The 16,028-nt window shown below is 73.1% G+C and carries 14 protein-coding genes and 1 tRNA gene; 10 read left to right on the forward strand and 5 right to left on the reverse strand.

The genetic code is table 11. The features are described 5' to 3' along the window. Positions 1 to 5 precede the first annotated feature (5 nt). The 3 genes from msrB (at position 6) to ACF1G2_RS32465 (ending at position 2,053) form a co-directional block, all read left to right on the forward strand. Positions 6 to 416, forward strand: a complete 411-nt coding sequence (msrB, locus tag ACF1G2_RS32455; RefSeq protein ID WP_391801735.1) for a peptide-methionine (R)-S-oxide reductase MsrB — start codon at positions 6 to 8, stop codon at positions 414 to 416. Positions 417 to 474: 58 nt separating this feature from the next. Next, complete coding sequence (locus ACF1G2_RS32460) at positions 475 to 1,848, forward strand: hypothetical protein (RefSeq protein WP_391801736.1); 1,374 nt, start codon at positions 475 to 477, stop codon at positions 1,846 to 1,848. A 132-nt stretch (positions 1,849 to 1,980) separates the two neighbouring features. Further along, positions 1,981 to 2,053, forward strand: a tRNA-Ser gene (locus tag ACF1G2_RS32465). A gap of 15 nt (positions 2,054 to 2,068) precedes the next feature. Here ACF1G2_RS32465 and ACF1G2_RS32470 read toward each other — a convergent pair. Then, complete coding sequence (locus ACF1G2_RS32470) at positions 2,069 to 3,331, reverse strand: benzoate/H(+) symporter BenE family transporter (RefSeq protein ID WP_391801737.1); 1,263 nt, start codon at positions 3,329 to 3,331, stop codon at positions 2,069 to 2,071. Positions 3,332 to 3,447: 116 nt separating this feature from the next. On the opposite strand from ACF1G2_RS32470, the gene ACF1G2_RS32475 reads away from it, so the two are divergent. After that, entirely contained in the window at positions 3,448 to 4,938 is a 1,491-nt protein-coding gene (locus ACF1G2_RS32475) for a TerD family protein (protein ID WP_391801738.1), read from the forward strand. A gap of 61 nt (positions 4,939 to 4,999) precedes the next feature. Next, positions 5,000 to 5,983, forward strand: a complete 984-nt coding sequence (locus ACF1G2_RS32480) for an NAD(P)-dependent oxidoreductase (protein ID WP_391801739.1) — start codon at positions 5,000 to 5,002, stop codon at positions 5,981 to 5,983. Positions 5,984 to 6,045: 62 nt separating this feature from the next. Here the strand turns inward: ACF1G2_RS32480 and ACF1G2_RS32485 are convergent, their stop codons facing one another. After that, positions 6,046 to 6,438, reverse strand: a complete 393-nt coding sequence (locus ACF1G2_RS32485; RefSeq protein WP_391801740.1) for a VOC family protein — start codon at positions 6,436 to 6,438, stop codon at positions 6,046 to 6,048. A gap of 47 nt (positions 6,439 to 6,485) precedes the next feature. Between ACF1G2_RS32485 and ACF1G2_RS32490 the strand changes: the two genes are divergently transcribed. Beyond that, positions 6,486 to 7,121, forward strand: coding sequence for a nucleoside/nucleotide kinase family protein (locus tag ACF1G2_RS32490; protein WP_391801771.1), 636 nt, complete (start codon positions 6,486 to 6,488; stop codon positions 7,119 to 7,121). On the opposite strand, the gene ACF1G2_RS32495 is transcribed toward ACF1G2_RS32490, so the two are convergent. Then, positions 7,118 to 7,840 (reverse strand): hypothetical protein, encoded by a 723-nt coding sequence (locus ACF1G2_RS32495; protein WP_391801741.1) that lies wholly within the window; start codon positions 7,838 to 7,840, stop codon positions 7,118 to 7,120. The two genes, ACF1G2_RS32490 and ACF1G2_RS32495, sit on opposite strands and share 4 nt — an antisense overlap. Positions 7,841 to 7,988: 148 nt before the next feature. Between ACF1G2_RS32495 and ACF1G2_RS32500 the strand changes: the two genes are divergently transcribed. Then, a complete protein-coding gene (locus tag ACF1G2_RS32500) occupies positions 7,989 to 8,861 on the forward strand; it encodes a LysR family transcriptional regulator (RefSeq protein WP_391801742.1) in 873 nt (290 codons plus the stop codon). Between the two features lie 51 nt (positions 8,862 to 8,912). After that, complete coding sequence (locus ACF1G2_RS32505) at positions 8,913 to 9,887, forward strand: hypothetical protein (protein WP_391801743.1); 975 nt, start codon at positions 8,913 to 8,915, stop codon at positions 9,885 to 9,887. 117 nt (positions 9,888 to 10,004) lie between these two features. Here ACF1G2_RS32505 and treZ read toward each other — a convergent pair whose 3' ends face one another. Both treZ and ACF1G2_RS32515 read right to left on the reverse strand, forming a co-directional pair. After that, positions 10,005 to 11,756: a malto-oligosyltrehalose trehalohydrolase gene (gene treZ, locus ACF1G2_RS32510; RefSeq protein WP_391801744.1), complete on the reverse strand. Its 1,752-nt coding sequence runs from the start codon at positions 11,754 to 11,756 to the stop codon at positions 10,005 to 10,007. 82 nt (positions 11,757 to 11,838) lie between these two features. Then, positions 11,839 to 12,828, reverse strand: coding sequence for a GNAT family N-acetyltransferase (locus ACF1G2_RS32515; protein ID WP_391801745.1), 990 nt, complete (start codon positions 12,826 to 12,828; stop codon positions 11,839 to 11,841). 185 nt (positions 12,829 to 13,013) lie between these two features. Between ACF1G2_RS32515 and ACF1G2_RS32520 the strand changes: the two genes are divergently transcribed. Beyond that, a complete protein-coding gene (locus ACF1G2_RS32520; protein ID WP_391801746.1) occupies positions 13,014 to 13,562 on the forward strand; it encodes a DUF1707 and FHA domain-containing protein in 549 nt (182 codons plus the stop codon). A 143-nt stretch (positions 13,563 to 13,705) separates the two neighbouring features. Next, positions 13,706 to 15,958 (forward strand): MMPL family transporter, encoded by a 2,253-nt coding sequence (locus ACF1G2_RS32525; protein WP_391801747.1) that lies wholly within the window; start codon positions 13,706 to 13,708, stop codon positions 15,956 to 15,958. Positions 15,959 to 16,028: the final 70 nt, after the last annotated feature.

Here is a 16,028-nt window from a genome sequence, read left to right on the forward strand (position 1 = left end):
ATGTGATGACGGCGTACGAGGTCGAGAAGCCTGACGAGCAGTGGCGCGCGGAGCTGACCCCGGCGGAGTACCAGGTGCTGCGGCAGGCGGGCACGGAACCCGCGTTCCGCGGTGAGTACACGGACACGAAGACCCAGGGTGTCTACTCCTGCCGGGCGTGCGGCGCCGAGCTCTTCACGTCGACCGAGAAGTTCGAGTCCCACTGCGGCTGGCCGTCCTTCTACGACCCGAAGGACAGCGCGGCGGTCGAGCTGATCGAGGACCGCTCGTACGGCATGGTCCGCACCGAGGTCCGCTGCGCGCGCTGCGGTTCGCACCTGGGCCATGTCTTCGAGGGCGAGGGTTACCCGACCCCGACGGACCAGCGGTACTGCATCAACAGCATTTCGCTGAAGCTGACGCCCGACGAGGGCTGAGCGGGCGCCGCCGGATAACCGGTGGAGGTCCCGGCGAGGCGGTGACAGGGTGTGACGCATGACGTCGCACCACGCCGAGCGGCTCCTGAGGGAGCTGCACGCCTCGCTGGGACTGCGGAAGCGTCCGGAAGACGTGGCACAGCTCGTGCTCGACCTGTTCACCGCCCAGGGAGCCGAGCTCGGCCCGGCCACCGAGCGCGCCCTCGGCAAGGCCACCGAGAACTCGCTGCGCAGCCTCTGGCACGGATACACCTCCATGCGGGAGGAGTTCGCCCGGCCCGTCGGCGCGCAGCGCCAACTCGGCCGCGCCGCCGCGCTGTTCCCGAGCGTTCCGGAGCTGCCCGAGGACGCGGGCGACGACCCCGGACGGATCGAGGCGGTGATCCGCCGGGCGGGCCGGGAGATCGGCCGGGCGTACGGCGAGAACGACTTCGGCAGGGACCGGCTCAACCGGGCCGAGCGCACCGACGCGGGCATCGGCGAGCTGTCCAAGCGCCAGTACAACAAGCGCTTCCGGCTGTTGCGCCGCATGGAGGCCAAACTGGCGAGGATCGTCCACGAACAGCGCCGCTACGAGGTCGTCATGACCGGCAAGGGCGCGATCGCCCACACTCTGCCGTACGAGCGGTTCGCCACCGACGCGGGAACCGCGGCCTTCGTCGCGTACCTCACCGCGCGCGGATACATGCGCAGCGTCTTCACCAACGGCACGCAGCGCCGGCCGCACGACGAGGTGGCCGACGCCCTGTTCCAGCGGCTGCGCGCCGAACCCGAGCGCACCGACTGGTACGTGGTCGCCCACGCGCACCCCACCGCGGAGGTCCTCGGACACCTCTCCGACGAGGAGCTCTCGCTCCTGCTCGCGTGCTGGAGCCGCTTCCTGCGGACCGTCGCCGAGCTGCTGGAGGCTGCCTGGGACAGGTGCGCCCTGGAACGCGAGACCATGATCGTCCGGCCGGGGAACGACTCGTCGACGTGGAACCAGGCGGCGCAGGCCTGGAGCACGGCCCGGGCGCACTGGTTCGCGCTCCTCACCGAGCTGGGGCGGGAGGACTTCCTCGACCGCGTCTGCCCGGGGAAGGTGCCCCGGCTGATGGCGGCCGACGTCGCCTACTGGCACCGGAAGAGCGGCGGCGGCCTGCACCCCGACACGTACGTCTGGGCGGAGCTTCCGCTGCCCTGGAAGGTGCTGCGCGGAGAAGAGGAGTGCACGCGCTCCCTCGTCGAACAGGTCTGCGCCCGCCACGGCGTGGATCCGGTTGCGGGCGGCTGGACCGCGCCGCGCCCCGCAGCCGAACCCGTCGGCTACCGCCGTACACCGGAGCTGGTGCACGGCGTCCAGGTCGTGGATCCGCTCATGGCGAGCGCCCTGCGGTCCGCCGGCGTGTTCTCGGGCAAGGGCCAGCGCGCGGCGGCGGGGGAGTGGCTCTGAGGGAGGTCGGTGGTGCCCGGCCTTCCGGGGCCGGGGAGCGGGGCACAGCCGGGGAGTGGGCCACGGCCGGGGAGTGGGGCGCCGGAATCGAGTTGACCGGTGCGGTGCCGGCTGATGAGGATGGACCCAGGCGGCGAGGAAGCTCTGTGGAGGAGCGCCCGGCTCGATCTCCGGGTGGACGTAGGTTCGAATCCTGCCCTTGCCGCCGCCCTTCTCTCCCTCAGCGGGTCTTGGCGGTCGTCGGCGCCTCTTCGGTGGCGGCGACCTCCTCGGCGGCAGCCGGCGGCGGCTCCTCGGGGTGCTTCCCGCGCCGGGCGAGATCGGCCACCGCGAGGGTGAGGACGCCCGCCAGAAGCCCCCAGAACGTCGAGCCGATACCGAAGAGCGTGAACCCGGAGGCCGTCGCGAGCAGGGTGACCACGGCGGGCTCGCGGAGGCGGTCGTCCTTCAGGGCGGAGGTGAGGGAGCCTCCGATCGTGCCCAGCAGGCCGATGCCCGCGATCCCCAGGACCAGGGCGGGCGGCATCGCGGTCAGCAGCCAGCCGACCGTTCCGCCGAAGAGGCCGACCAGCAGGTAGAAGACGCCCGTCCAGACACCGGCGACGTACCGCTTCCGCGGATCGGGGTGAGCTGCCTCGCCGCTGCAGATCGCCGCGGTGATCGCGGCCAGGTTCAGGCCGAAGCAACCGAAGGGCGCGAGAACGGTGTTGACCGCGCCCGTCCAGGTCAGCAGCGGTGAGACCGGCGTGGAGTAGCCGGCGTTGCGCAGCACCGCGACCCCCGGCAGGTTCTGCGACGCCATCGTCACGGCGTAGAGCGGCAGACCCACGCCGACGAGGACCTGCCAGTCGAACTCGGGGCGCACGAAGGACGGTTCGGCCAGGGTGAGGGCGAAGCCGTCCAGCTTCCAGGACCCCTGCCACGCCGTCGCGGCGACACCGGCGGCGAGCGCCGCGACGACCGCGTACCGGGGGAACCAGCGCCGGCCGACGAGATACGCCAGGAACATGGGGACGGCGATGGCACCGCCCTTCTCCATCTGCGTGAACAGCTCGGTGCCGAACTGGAGAAGGACTCCGGCGAGCAGCGCCGAGGCGAGCGGCACGGGAATCCGGTTCATGATCCGCTCGAACCAGCCGGTGACCCCGCTGATCACGATGAGGACGGCGGACAGCAGGAACGCCCCGACCGCCTGTGCCATCGTCACGCCCTGCAACCCGGTGGCGAGCAGGGCGGCGCCGGGGGTGGACCACGCCGTCACGACCGGAGCCCGATGGCGCAGGGACAGACCGATGCAGGTGACGCCCATGCCGATGCCGAGGGCGAAGACCCAGGAGGTGAGCTGGGCGGACGTCGCCCCGGCCGCCTTGGCCGCCGTGAAGACGACGGCCACGGAGCTGGTGACGCCGATGAGTACGGCGAGGAAGCCGGCGGCGACGGCGGAGACCGGCGCGGCGGACTGGACGTGTCGTAGGAAGGCCATGGCCAGGGAATCGTGGCACATCGCGCGTTCCCGGCCACAGTGAGTTTTCCACAGGCCTTGTCCCGTGGGCCAGGATGGCCGCAAGATCCAGGAGTGATCCATTTTGGGGAGGGGAAATGATCAAGGGAGGCAACGCCTTCGTTCCGACGGTGCCGCTGCGGATCGCGGTGCGGAACGGGGTCGACGTCGCGGTCCTGCTGCTGACGGAGCAGGGCCGGGTCCGGGGGGACGGCGACATCGTGTTCCATGGGGCGCCGGTCCATCCTTCGGGCGCGGTGCGGCTGTTGGGGGAGGAGAGCGGCACGGTCTGGCTGGAGGCCGGGCTCACGGCGGTCGAGGGGGAGATCACCCGGGTTCTGGTGGTCGGGTCGACGGAGACCGGTTCGATGCGGGACCTGCCGGGGCTGTCGGTGGAGGCGTTCGCTCCGGACGGCACCTCGGTCGCGCGGTACGAGGTGACGGACGCCGGCGGTGAGACGGCGATGGTCCTGGGGGAGCTGTACCGGCGGGCGGGGGGCTGGAAGTTCCGCGCGGTGGGCCAGGGTTACGTGAACGGTTTGGCGGGCCTGGCGACGGACCACGGCGTCGACGTCGCGGACCACGCCCCGGCGGCCCCGGCCCAGGCCCAGCCCCCGCAGGCGTTCCCTCCGGCTCCGGTGCCATTCCAGCCGCCGGTGGGGGCCCCGGCTCCCGTGCCCTTCCAGGCCCCGGCTCCCGTGCCTTTCCAGGCCCCTGATCCTGGGTCTCCGGGGCCCTCCGCGCCGGTGCCGTTCCAACCGCCGGTCGGCGTGCCGCCCGTCGTGGCCCCGCCGGCCTTCACGCCGCCTCCCGCGCCCGCACCGGCACCCGCTGCGGCGATTCCGCAGCCCGCGCCGCAGCCTGTGCCGCAGCCCGCGGCTCAGCCTCCCGCGCCGGACTGGACCTTCGGTCCCGTCTTCGAGCCGTACACGCAGACCGGCCGGGACGGCGAGGTGATCACGGTGAACGGGCTCCCGCCGGGCCCGGTCGTGGTCGACCTGGCCGTCGACGCGAAGGACGCGTACACCGGCCTGTGGCCCCTCACTCGGTTCAACAAGGAGGAATCGAGCCTCATCAACAGCACCGAGGACAACTTCCGGGGCCGGGTGATCGCCATGGTCCCCGACAGCGGGCGGCTCAGACTGAGGCTCAGGGCCGACGGACCCTGGCGGCTCCAGGTGCAGCCGCTGGCGGCGGCCCGGCGTCTGACGGAGGCGGACATGGAGGGCTTCGGCCCCGACGTCCTGTTGCACACCGGTGGGACGGCCGATTTCGCCATCCGCTACCGCGGCAGCGAGAACCTCATCATCTACCTCTACGAACTGGCCGGGCACGACGACCCGACCACGCTTCCGGACGTGGGGTCCTCCGTCAACGAGATCGGCAAGCGGCGGGAGACGGTGCCGCTGCCGGAGGGGCCGGTCGTCGTCCACCTGATGATGGCGGACGGTCCGTGGCAGGCGCGCCTGAAGGATCTTGAGCCGCACAGCGCCGGGCCGTCGTACGGCGCAGGCGGCCCGGCGAGGTTCCCCGAGGTGCTTCCCGAGCCCGGCAAGGTGCAGAACTGGCTGCGGAGGGGCAGACGCTGACCTTTCCTGCCGCCCCCGGCCGTGCGGCCGTTCCTTACAAAGTTGTGGGTACCTGACAAAATTGTCAGTACTTGTCCGCCGGTTCGCGCCCCCGCAGCATGGAGCGGACCTCGCACCGAGGTCGCACCGACACCGCGGACAGGAGCGACACATGGCCGGGCAGCACCACCCCACTTCCGTGACCGTCGTCGGGCTCGGCTCGATGGGCAGCGCGCTCGCCGACGCGTTCGTCGATGCCGGGCACCCGACGACCGTGTGGAACAGGACCGCGTCGAAGGCCGCACCGCTCGTGGCCAAGGGGGCCGTTCACGCGCGGACGGTCGAGGAGGCGGTCGCGGCGAGCCGGCTCGTCGTCGCCTGCCTGACGACCTACGAGGACACCGTCGCCGCCCTCGAGCCGGCCACCGCCGTCCTCGGGGGGCGGGCGTTGGTCACCCTCAACAGCGGCTCCCCCGCCGGTGCCCGCCGGACGGCGGCGTGGGCCGAGGCCCACAGGGTGCGGTACCTCGACGGGGCGATCAAGAACGTGCCGTCGGCCGTCGGGGCGGAGGGAACCCTCCTCTACTACGGCGGCGACAGCGGTGTCTTCAAGGAGTTCGAGCCGACCCTGCGGGTGCTGGGCGGCGACACCGTCTACCTCGGCGCCGAGCCGGACCTCGCCGCGCTGTACGAGATGGCGGTGGGCGGCACGCTCCTGCCCGCGCTCGTCGGATTCTTCCAGGGCGCGGCCGCGCTCCGGGCGCGGGGGCTCGAGGTCTCCTCGATGGTGAGATTCAGCGTCAAGTGGTTCGAGATGATCAATTCGGTGCTGCCCCTCTTCGCCGACGAGATCGACCGTGGCGACTATGGGGCATCGGGGTCCTCGGTGAACATCTTCCTCGCCGGAGCAGCCGACGACGCCCGGTTCGGGGAGGAGGCGGGCCTCGACGTGGAGTGGCACAAGCCCTTCCACGACCTGCTGACACGGGCGGTCGAGGCCGGCCACGGCGACCACAGCATCGCGGCCCTGACGGAGGTGCTCACCAAGGCCCGCACGAACGCCTAGCCGACGGGCCTTGGACGGCGGACCCTGGTCGGCGGGCCCTGGTCGGCGGGCCCCCCGCTTCGTCAGCCCTTCGGCTGCAGCAGGTCCCAGCGGTTGCCGTAGAGGTCTTCGAAGACCGCCACCGTGCCGTACGGCTCGTGGCGGGGTTCCTCCAGGAAGCTGACGCCGGCGGCGGTCATGCGGGTGTGGTCGCGGCCGAAGTCGTCGGTGTGGAGGAAGAAGCCGACCCGGCCGCCCGCCTGGCGGCCCACGGCGGACTCCTCCTCCGCGCTCTTCGCGCGGGCCAGGAGCAGGCCCGTGCCGGCGGCGGCTCCGGCGGGGCGGACGACGATCCAGCGGGAGCCGTCGTCGCGGGGGGTGTCCTCGACGAGGTCGAATCCGAGCGGGCCGGTGTAGAAGGCGAGGGCCTCGTCGTAGTCACGGACGACGAGGGTGGCGAGAGCGATGAGGGACATACCTCAAGGTTATACGTATGACCAGCGGAGCGCCACGCGGTGCGACAATGCACCGCATGGACGCCCAGCTGCTCGCCGAGCTCACCGATCGCGCCCTGCTCCTCGCCGTCCCCGGCGAGCGGCGGATCCTGGGGCTCGCCGGGGCGCCCGGAGCCGGGAAGTCCACGCTCGCGGCCCGGCTCGTCGCCCGGCTCGACGGGCTCGCCGCCCTCGTGCCGATGGACGGCTTCCACCTGGCCCAGGGGGAGTTGGAGCGGCTCGGCCGCGCGGAGCGCAAGGGGGCGCCGGACACCTTCGACGCCGCCGGGTACGCCGCGCTGCTCCACCGGCTGCGCACCCCCGAGCGCGGCACCACGGTCTACGCCCCGGCCTTCGACCGAGCCCTGGAGGAGCCGGTCGCCGGAGCGATCCCGGTCGCGCCGGAGGTCCCGCTCGTCGTCACCGAGGGGAACTACCTGCTCCACGACGAGGGGGCGTGGGCCGGTGTGCTGCCCCTGCTCGACGAGGCCTGGTTCCTGGAGCTCGACGACGACCGCCGGGTTCCCCGGCTCGTCGAACGGCACGTCCGCTTCGGCAAGGACCCCGCCCATGCCGAGCGCTGGGTCCGCGACTCCGACGAGTCAAACGCCCGTCTCGTCGCCCGGGGCAGGGGCCGCGCCCACCTTCTCGTCCCCATGAGCTAGCGGGAAGACCGGCGGGCGTGGTCCGTGGCCGCCCTCGCCAGTGCCCGAACGATCGGGTGCGGCTGCGTCCCGTCGCTCGCCAGTTCCGGCTGGAAGAGCGTGGCCAGGAAGAAGGGGTGGCCGGGCAGTTCCGCGATGCGGACCTGGCCGTCCTCGTCCTCGCCCGTGAACCGCAGGCCATGGGCGTGCAGGGTCTGCAGATGCCGGCTGTCCGGACCGTAGTCGCAGTGGTAGCGCTCCGTCGTCCGTTCGGCGCCGAGCACCGACTCCGCGAGCGATCCCGGCGTCACGCGCACCGGCCCCTCGTGGCCGACCAGCGAACAGGCGAGGGGCGCGATCAGCAGGTCGTCGCCCGCCGCCGCCGGATCGTTCTCGGCGTGCGCGGCGGCCGTCAGACCGCAGACGTCCCGGGCGAACTCCAGGAGCGCGTGCTGGAATCCGGCGCAGGTGCCGAGGAACGGGATGGCGTCCTCACGGGCGGTGCGGATCGCCGCCAGCGCGCCCGCCTCACTCGCGTACGGACTCCCCGGCAGCACCCAAACCGCGTCGAAGTCCTTCACCGCGCCCGGCGCCTCCGCGTCGCCCGTCGGGATCCAGTACGCGTCGAGCACGAGGCCGTCCCGCTCGGCCAGCGCGTCGAGCAGGGCGGGAATGCGGACATGGGACTTCACATGGGGAGAACGGTCGCCGACGAGGGCGACGCAAGGGGTGTGCGTCATGCCGACCATGCTGGTCGGAGCCGGGGGTTCACGTCCAACGATGATTCCTGCACTCCCGATCGCGATCGCTTATGAGGGGTGGCGGCGTGCGGATGCGGCCGCCGGCGGTTCGGCTCCCGGCGCCGGGCACGTCTACGCTCGGAACCCCATGGACCCCCACCACCTCCGAACCTTCGTCACCGTCGTCCGGCTCGCCTCCTTCTCCGAGGCCGCCCGCGCGCTCGGCTACACCCAGTCCGCCGTCTCCCAGCACATCGCCGCCCTCGAGAACGACCTCGGCCGGCCGCTCCTCGGGCGCCGGCCCGTCGTTCCCACGGCGGCGGGAGAGCGGCTGCTCGAACACGCCGGCTCGCTCCTCCTCCGGCTCGACGCCGCCCGTGCCGACCTCGCCCGGTTCGCCGCCGCGCCCCGCGAGACGCTGACCCTCACCGCCTCCCCGCTCGCCCTGCACCCCCGTACCCTCGCCGCTCTGCCCGCCGCCGGAGTCACCCTGCGCACCCTGGCCCGCGACGAGGTGCCCGTCGCCGTAGCGACCGGAGCGGCCGACCTCGGCCTCGTCGACGGACTCGCCGCCCCCAGCGACCCGTTGCGGCTGCCCGACGTCGCGCCGCTCACCGCCGTCCGCGTCGCCGAGGAACCGGTCGCCGTGGTCCTGCCCGCCGGGCATCCGCTCGCCGGCCGCCCCGGCCTGCGGCTCGCCGACCTCGTCGACGCCCGCTGGCTCGACGCCCCCGACGCGGGTCTCCCGCTCGACCGGCTGCGCTCCGCGCACGGCGGTCCCTCCGGCCACGGCTTCCGCACCGCCCTGCGCCACGAGGGCGTCGACTCACGACTCCTCGGCGCGCTGGCCGCCGCCGGACACGGGCTGACCCTGCTCCCCGTCTCCCTCGCCGCGACGATCGCCGGAGCCGTCGCCGTACCACTGAGCGCGCCGCGTCTCGTCCACCGCGTGGAACTCCTCCACACCGGGCCCGAACCCTTCGGTCCGGCCGCCGAGTTGGCCGGACAGCTCGCCCCATGACCGCGGACACCCCCTAGGCTGGACCCACGGCGAGCAGGAAGGCGGGCAGACGTGGGGCTGTTCCGGCGAGGACCCAGGCGTGACGGTGACGAGGCGCCCAGGGACCCCGAGTTCTCGTACTTCTCGCAGCGCGAGGCCGCTCTCTTCCGCAGCCGCGTCCGCGAGGCCTTCGCCGAACTCGGGCTCGAAGTCACCGTCTACGCCGACTCGGTGCGCGACTCCGACGGCCGTGCCTTCGGTCTCGGCAACCTCGCCGCCGTCTGCCACAACGACCGGCGCGGACCACGCGTCTGGCCCACGCTGATCCGCCGCCATGTCGGCCTGGTGCTGCGCACCATGGACGGCCCCTCCGCGCTCGACACCCTCCGGCCGGAACAGATCCGGGCCCAGCTGTACCCACGGGTGGTCAGCGGCGAAGGCATCGACCCGGGGACCTTCGGGTACGCCCGCAGCGTCGCGCCCGGACTGTACGAGATCCTCGCCCTCGACCTCCCCGAGAGCGTCATGATGCTGACGGACGAGGCGCTCGAACCGCTCGGCGATGTCGGGGAGCTGCGCGACCGGGCGCTCGCCAACCTGCGCGGGCTGCCCGTCGAGGGCCACGAGACGGTACGGGACGCCGACGGCATGTGCTTCGAGGTGATCCTCGGCGACTCCTTCTACACCGCGAGCCGCGTCCTCGACCTGGATGCCGTGGTCCGGCGCGTGACCGGGCGGCCGCTCGGCGAGCACGGAGCTCTGGTCGCCCTCCCGTTCCGGCACCAGCTGGCCTTCCACCCGATCCGGGACACCACGATCGTCCCCGCGCTCGGCGCCATGGCCTCGTTCGCCGCCTCGGGCTACGAGGACACCCCCGGCGCCATCAGCCCGTACGTCTTCTGGTGGCGCGGCGGCAGGCTCACCCAGCTCAGCGACCACGACGAGGACGGCGGAGAGCTGCGGATCGTCGTCGGCGAGGACTTCCAGGAACTGCTCGAACGCCTCATCGCCCAGGGGCCGGGACACGGCGGCCAGGAGCCGCGCTGACCGCTCGCGTCCCCAGTCCCACGGGCCGGCGGTCAGGTCGTGCGCGTACCGCCTGCGTCGCACGGGAGTACGGCCCCCGGCCGAGGTCTCCGCCCCGCCCGGCGCACCCGCCCCCGCTCAGCCGTCCGTCAGTACCACCGCGCACTCCGCCGGGAGGCGCAGCAGGCCGTCGGGGCCCGGGGCGTCGACCGGGCTCCAGGCGGCCAGGACACGGTCGCGGCCGTTCGTGCCGAGCGGGATCTCCGCCGGCTCCTTGCCCAGGTTGACCGCGATCCGCAGCACCCCGCGGCGGAACGCCAGCCAGCGTCCCTCCTCGTCGAAGGCGACCCGCACCGCGGCCAGGTCCGGGTCGGTCAGGTCCGGCAGCGTACGGCGCAGCGCGATCAGCTCACGGTGCCAGGCCGCGAGCCGGTTGTGCGGCGCCCGCTCGCGTTCCGTACGGTCGAGGACCGAGCGGTCCCGGGTGGCCGGGTCCTGCGGGTCGGGGATGTCCTCCTCCGCCCAGCCGTGCTCGGCGAACTCCCGCCGCCTGCCCTGCCGTACGGCCTCCGCCAGCTCGGGGTCGGTGTGGTCGGTGAAGTACTGCCAGGGCGTGGTCGCGCCCCACTCCTCGCCCATGAAGAGCATCGGCACCGAGGGCCCGGTCAGGACGAGCGTCGCCGCGCAGGCGAGCAGCCCGGGGGAGAGGGTCGCCGAGAGCCGGTCGCCCTGCGCCCGGTTGCCGATCTGGTCGTGCGTCTGGGCGTAGCCCAGGAAGCGGTGCGCGGGAGTGCGGACCCGGTCCACCGGCCGCCCGTGGTGGCGGCCCCGGAAACTCGAGTACGTGCCGTCGTGGAAGAAGACATGGGTCAGCGTCTTGGCGAGCGCGGCCAGCGGTTCGCGCGCGAAGTCGCCGTAGTAGCCCTGGTCCTCGCCGGTCAGCGCCGTGTGCAGCGCGTGGTGGAAGTCGTCGTTCCACTGGGCGTGGACGCCCAGCCCTCCCGCGACGCGCGGGGTCGTCGTCCGCGGGTCGGCGAGGTCCGACTCGGCGATCAGGAAGTGCTGGCGGCCCTGCTCGCGGGCCAGCTCGTCCACCGCCTCGCTCAGCTCCTCCAGGAACGTCAGCGCCCGGTCGTCGACCAGCGCGTGCACGGCGTCCAGGCGGAGTCCGTCGATCCGGTAGTCCTGGAGCCAGGCGAGCGCGCTGTCCAGCAGATAGCGGCGGACCTCGTCCGAGCCCGGCGCGTCCAGGTTCACCGCCGCGCCCCACGGAGTGTGATGGGTGTCGGTGAAGTACGGTCCGTAGGACGGCAGATGGTTCCCGGACGGGCCGAGATGGTTGTGGACCACGTCCAGGAGCACGCACATCCCGAGCCCGTGCGCCGTGTCGACGAACCTCTTCAGCGCAGTCGGCCCACCGTACGGTTCGTGGACCGCCCACGGCGCCACGCCGTCGTATCCCCAGCCGTGCCGCCCCGGGAACGGGCAGAGCGGCATCAGCTCCACATGGGTGATCCCCAGCCCCGCCAGCTCCCCGAGCCGCTCCGCCGCCGCGTCGAGGGTGCCGTCCGGGGTGAAGGTCCCGACGTGCAGCTCGTACAGGACGGCGGCGCGCAGCCGCAGCCTCGGTGCCTCGTTGAACCAGACGTACGCGGAGTGGTCGACGACCGCGCTGAGACCGTCCGGGCCGTCCGGCTGACGGCGGGACCGGGGGTCGGGGAGTACCGGCCCGCCGTCCAGGGAGTAGCCGTACCGGTCGCCGTCCCCGGCCGCTACGACTCCCGTCCACCAGCCGTCCCGCTCGGCGTCCCGCTCCAGCGGATGTCCGGTTCCGTTCAGCTCCAGCGTCACCCGGTCACGGGCCCTTGGGGCCCACACCTCGAACAGCACCGGCCGATCCCCTCGTCGATGGGTACCACACGCAACGTGAGCCGCGACCCTGGCGCAGCGGCTACGGCGTCCATCCTGGCAGTCAGGAGGGGGCCGCGCCCGGCGTGTCCCAGACGAAGTCGATCGCCCGCTGGAAGGTCGCGTACCCCGTCCGGGCGAAGGCCCTCGCCATGGGTACGTTGCCCAGATCGGTCGCCGCGCGGATGCGCGGCACGTCCTGGGCGGCCAGGATGCGCGTGCCCTCGGCGAGGATGTCGTCGATGTAGCCCTGGCCGCGGTGCGCCGGGAGCACACCGATGTAGGCGATCGTGTGGTTGTAGTTGTTCCGGGCGGGCACCACGAAACCGACCGGCTCGCCGGTCTCCGGCAGCTGGGCGACCTGCCACCACTCCCGGGGCGAGGCGTAGTGCGCGAACTCCTCGTCGTAGTGCTGCTCCGCAGCCTCGCGGGGCGTGAGACCGGACGCGAGGTCGGCCTGCCCATGCGCGTCGAGCGTGCCCTCCATGACCGGGGTCATCAGCGCGACCAGGTCCTCGCGGTCCCGCACCGGCCGGAACTCCAGCCGGCCCGTCTGCTCGGGCACGGGCGTGCCGGGGAGCCACTCCAGGCGCAGCCGCTCGACCAGCGGGCGGGCGCCCGAGGCCTCCAGGACGCCGAAGAGCGTCTCCAGTCGGGCGCGGGTCTCGGGAACCTCGCGCCAGTCCGCCGGCAGGAAACGGCCGAACTCCGGGCGGGCCGCCCCCGCCGGGACGACCGCCGCGGTCGCCGCCTCCAGCAGGCGCAGTCCGGTCTCGGCGCGCTCCTGCTCGGGCAGCTCGGGGTCGAGGTCGAAGAAGTCGAGGAAGAGAGGTTCGCCGCCCTCCTGCTTCGTCCACCAGGCGATCCTGGCCAGGACGCGGCCGCCGCGCAGGGCGACCCACATCCACGAGGGCAGGCGGCGGCCGGTGGCGAGGTCGTCCTCGAGTTCGTGGTCGAGGACGTAGCTCAGCCGGCGGAAGAGGTCCAGCTCCTCCGGTCCGGAGAGCGGGCGCAGGGTCACGCCGTCGGGCGTGCGGGTCGATGACGTGGTCACGTCGTGGTTCCCCCCGGGAGTCGAGTCCGCAGACCGTAGCAGCGATCTCGGCCGGGCCGGTAAGAGGTTTCTCCGGGCGGGTCCGGCCCAGGTCACACGTGGTGGGGCGGGTGTCCGCGGGGCCTCCGCGGCCCGCTGTGGCCTCGTTCTGGACACTTCGGGCCCGTCGGACCGACAATCACGGTGTGACGACGCCTTTCGAGTTCTCCACGCACCCCGCTCGGCTCTCCGACGCCGAGCGGGACCGTGCGCTGGTGCTGCTCCGTGAGGGTGCCGCCCAGGGCAGGATCTCGCACGACACCTTCGTGTTCCGTATGGAGCGGGCGCTCGTCGCCCAGAGCCCGGACGAACTCGCCCTCCTCACGGCCGATCTGAGGACCGAGTCCGGCTGGACACGGCGGGTGGTGGGCGCGGTGGAGAAGATGTCCGCGTTCACGGCCAGGCTCGGCCGGGCCTGGCACGCCGAGCGGCTGCCGAAGCTGCTGCTGCCCGAGCCGGGTCCGTATCCGCTGCGGATCGGCCGTGATCCGGTGAACGGGCTCCGGCTCAGCCACGAGACGGTCTCCCGGATGCACGCCGAACTCTCCCTCCAGGACGGGTTCTGGGTGCTTCGCGACCTCGGTTCGACCAACGGCACCGTCGTGAACGGACGCCGGGTCACGGGTGCGGTGGCCGTCCGTGCCGGGGACATGGTCGGCTTCGGACAGATGTCCTTCCGGCTTTCCGTGCGCTGACGGTCGCAGCCCGTCCGGACCTCCTCCGCCCCTGAACTCCGCGCTGTCCGTGGGGAATTCCCCTACGGGTGGGGCTAACCCCCCTGCGGTCCACCGGAGTCCACCAGTGACCGCACGGCACCTCCGACGGGAGGCTGACCACCATGAGAAGAACAGGTCAGCAGCCCCCCACAGCATCGAGGGCCCAGGGCGGCACGGTGCCGGTCACGGTCCGGACCGCCCGGTGGTGTGCGACGCACCCGGGGAAGGCGATCGCCGGCTGGGTGCTCCTCCTCGCCGTCTGCATCGGCGCCGGGGCGGTCGTGGGCACGAACAAGGGGACGTTCGCCGACTTCTGGATCGGTGAGGCGGGCCGGGCGGAGGCGATGGCCTCGGGCAGCGGACTGACCCCGCCGCCGGTCGAGCAGGTGCTGATCGAGCGCACGGCCCGGACGGCCGGGGACGAACCCTCGGCCGCCGCCGGGGAGATCCGCCGGCGGATGGAGGCGCTCCCGGCCGTCGAGAAGGTCGACGCGCCGGTCGCCTCGCGCGGCGGCGAGGCGGTACGGGTGGCGGTCACCCTGCGCGGCGACCGGGAGACCGCGAAGAAGGACGTCGAGTCGCTCCTCGCACAGACCGCAGAGGTCCGGCGCAACCACCCCGGTCTGACGATCGAACAGACCGGCAGCGCCTCCGTGTCCGTCGCGGTCAACGACCGGCAGGGCCAGGAGCTCCGGCGGACCGAGATGATCAGCCTCCCGGCCACCTTCCTCATCCTCCTGGTCGTCTTCGGCGCGGTCCTCGCCGCCGCAATCCCCGTCCTCCTCGCGCTCTTCTCCTTCGCCGGCGCGGTCGGTCTGTACGGGATCGCCTCCTGGGTCTTCCCGGACGCGGGCGGCGCGGCGCTCAGCGTCATCTTCATGATGGGCATGGCGGTCGGCGTCGACTACTCGCTCTTCTATCTCAAGCGGGCCCGTGAGGAGCGCGAGCGCTCCGGCGGCACGCTCTCGCACGCCCGGGCCGTCGAGCTTGCCGCGGCGACCTCGGGGCGCGCCGTCGTCGACTCCGGGTTCGCCGTGGCGCTCTCCCTCGCGGGGCTCTACCTCGTCGGGGACGTGATCTTCTCGTCGATCGCCACGGGGGCCATCCTCGTGACGCTGGTGGCGGTCGGTGGCTCGCTGACCGTACTGCCCGCGCTGCTCGCCGCGCTCGGCCACCGGACGGACGGCGGCCGGCTCGCCCGCCGCCGTCGCGGGGGCGGCGAAGGGCGCGTGTGGGCGGCGCTGCTGCGCCCGGTCGTGCGCCGCCCGCTCGTGGCGCTGCTGGCGGGCGTCGCCGCGACCGTCGCGCTGGCCGCGCCCGCGCTGGGCATGCGGCTCGGCACCGAAGGCAAGGAGACGTTCCCCGACAGCGTCCCGGCCGTCGCCGCGTACGACCGGCTCGTGCGGGCCTTCCCGTCCGAGGGGCCCGCGCATCTCGTACTCGTACGGGGTGAGGATCCGGCCGCGCCCCTGCGGAAGCTGGGCGCGGCGACGCGCGGCGACGCACTCTTCGCGCAGGACAGGGCGCCGGTCGTACGGATCGCGGAGGACGGGCGTACGGCGCTGCTCGCGCTGCCCGTCCCGTACGCGGCGAACTCGCCCGAGGCCGCCCGGTCGCTGGCCCAGGTCCGCGACCGCCTGCTGCCGGCCGCCGTCGACGGCACGCCCGGGCTCCAGTGGGCCGTCTCGGGAGAGATCGCGGCGGGTGCCGACTACGCGGCGCACCAGGAGCGGCGGCTTCCCTGGGTGATCCTCTTCGTCTCGCTCGCGACGCTGGCGATCATGTACGGCGCGTTCCGCTCGGTGGTGGCGGCGGCGCTCGGCACGGTCCTCAACCTGGCTGCGGTCCTCGTCGCCTGGGGCGTGCTCACCCTGGTCTTCCAGGGGACGTGGGCGGAGGGTCTGCTGGGCTTCGAGTCGCTGGGCTTCGTCGGCTCCCGTACACCGCTGATGGTCTTCGCGATCCTGGTGGGACTCTCCACGGACTACCAGATCTTCGTCGTGAGCCGGATCCGGGAGGCCGCTCGGCGGGGTGTGCCGACCAGGGAGGCGGTCGTCGACGGGATCGCCGGTTCGGCGGGCGTGGTGACGAGTGCGGCGGTGATCATGGTCTCGGTCTTCGCCGGCTTCCTCTTCATCGACCGTGTCGAGATGAAGCAGATCGCGGTGGGTCTGACGGTCGCGGTCCTCTTCGACGCCATCGTGCTCCGCGCGGTGATCCTCCCGTCGGCGATGGCCCTGCTCGGCGACCGCGTGTGGTGGCCGAAGCGGCCGGCCGGGGCGTCGGTGCCGACGCCGCCGCCCAGCGCGGTGGCGGAGGGGAAGGTCCTCGTCCGCGCCCCGGGCACCTTCGTGCGGGCGCACCTCGGAGAGTGACCGGCCGGCCTCGTGCGGTGATCGCGGGCAGGTGTGCGAGAGCGGTCCGGGGCCGCCGGTGTGACCATGG

This window comes from Streptomyces sp. NPDC013457 (assembly GCF_043089925.1).
In the GTDB taxonomy this organism is placed as follows: domain Bacteria; phylum Actinomycetota; class Actinomycetes; order Streptomycetales; family Streptomycetaceae; genus Streptomyces.

Coding starts and splice junctions, on each gene's coding strand:
- ACF1G2_RS32495 (WP_391801741.1), bottom strand. CDS start 7,840: ATGACGCACACCCCTTGCGTCGCCCTCGTCGGCGACCGTTCTCCCCAT.
- ACF1G2_RS32490 (WP_391801771.1), top strand. CDS start 6,486: ATGCACCGCATGGACGCCCAGCTGCTCGCCGAGCTCACCGATCGCGCC.
- ACF1G2_RS32525 (WP_391801747.1), top strand. CDS start 13,706: ATGAGAAGAACAGGTCAGCAGCCCCCCACAGCATCGAGGGCCCAGGGC.
- ACF1G2_RS32500 (WP_391801742.1), top strand. CDS start 7,989: ATGGACCCCCACCACCTCCGAACCTTCGTCACCGTCGTCCGGCTCGCC.
- ACF1G2_RS32475 (WP_391801738.1), top strand. CDS start 3,448: ATGATCAAGGGAGGCAACGCCTTCGTTCCGACGGTGCCGCTGCGGATC.
- msrB (WP_391801735.1), top strand. CDS start 6: ATGACGGCGTACGAGGTCGAGAAGCCTGACGAGCAGTGGCGCGCGGAG.
- ACF1G2_RS32460 (WP_391801736.1), top strand. CDS start 475: ATGACGTCGCACCACGCCGAGCGGCTCCTGAGGGAGCTGCACGCCTCG.
- ACF1G2_RS32470 (WP_391801737.1), bottom strand. CDS start 3,331: ATGGCCTTCCTACGACACGTCCAGTCCGCCGCGCCGGTCTCCGCCGTC.
- ACF1G2_RS32485 (WP_391801740.1), bottom strand. CDS start 6,438: ATGTCCCTCATCGCTCTCGCCACCCTCGTCGTCCGTGACTACGACGAG.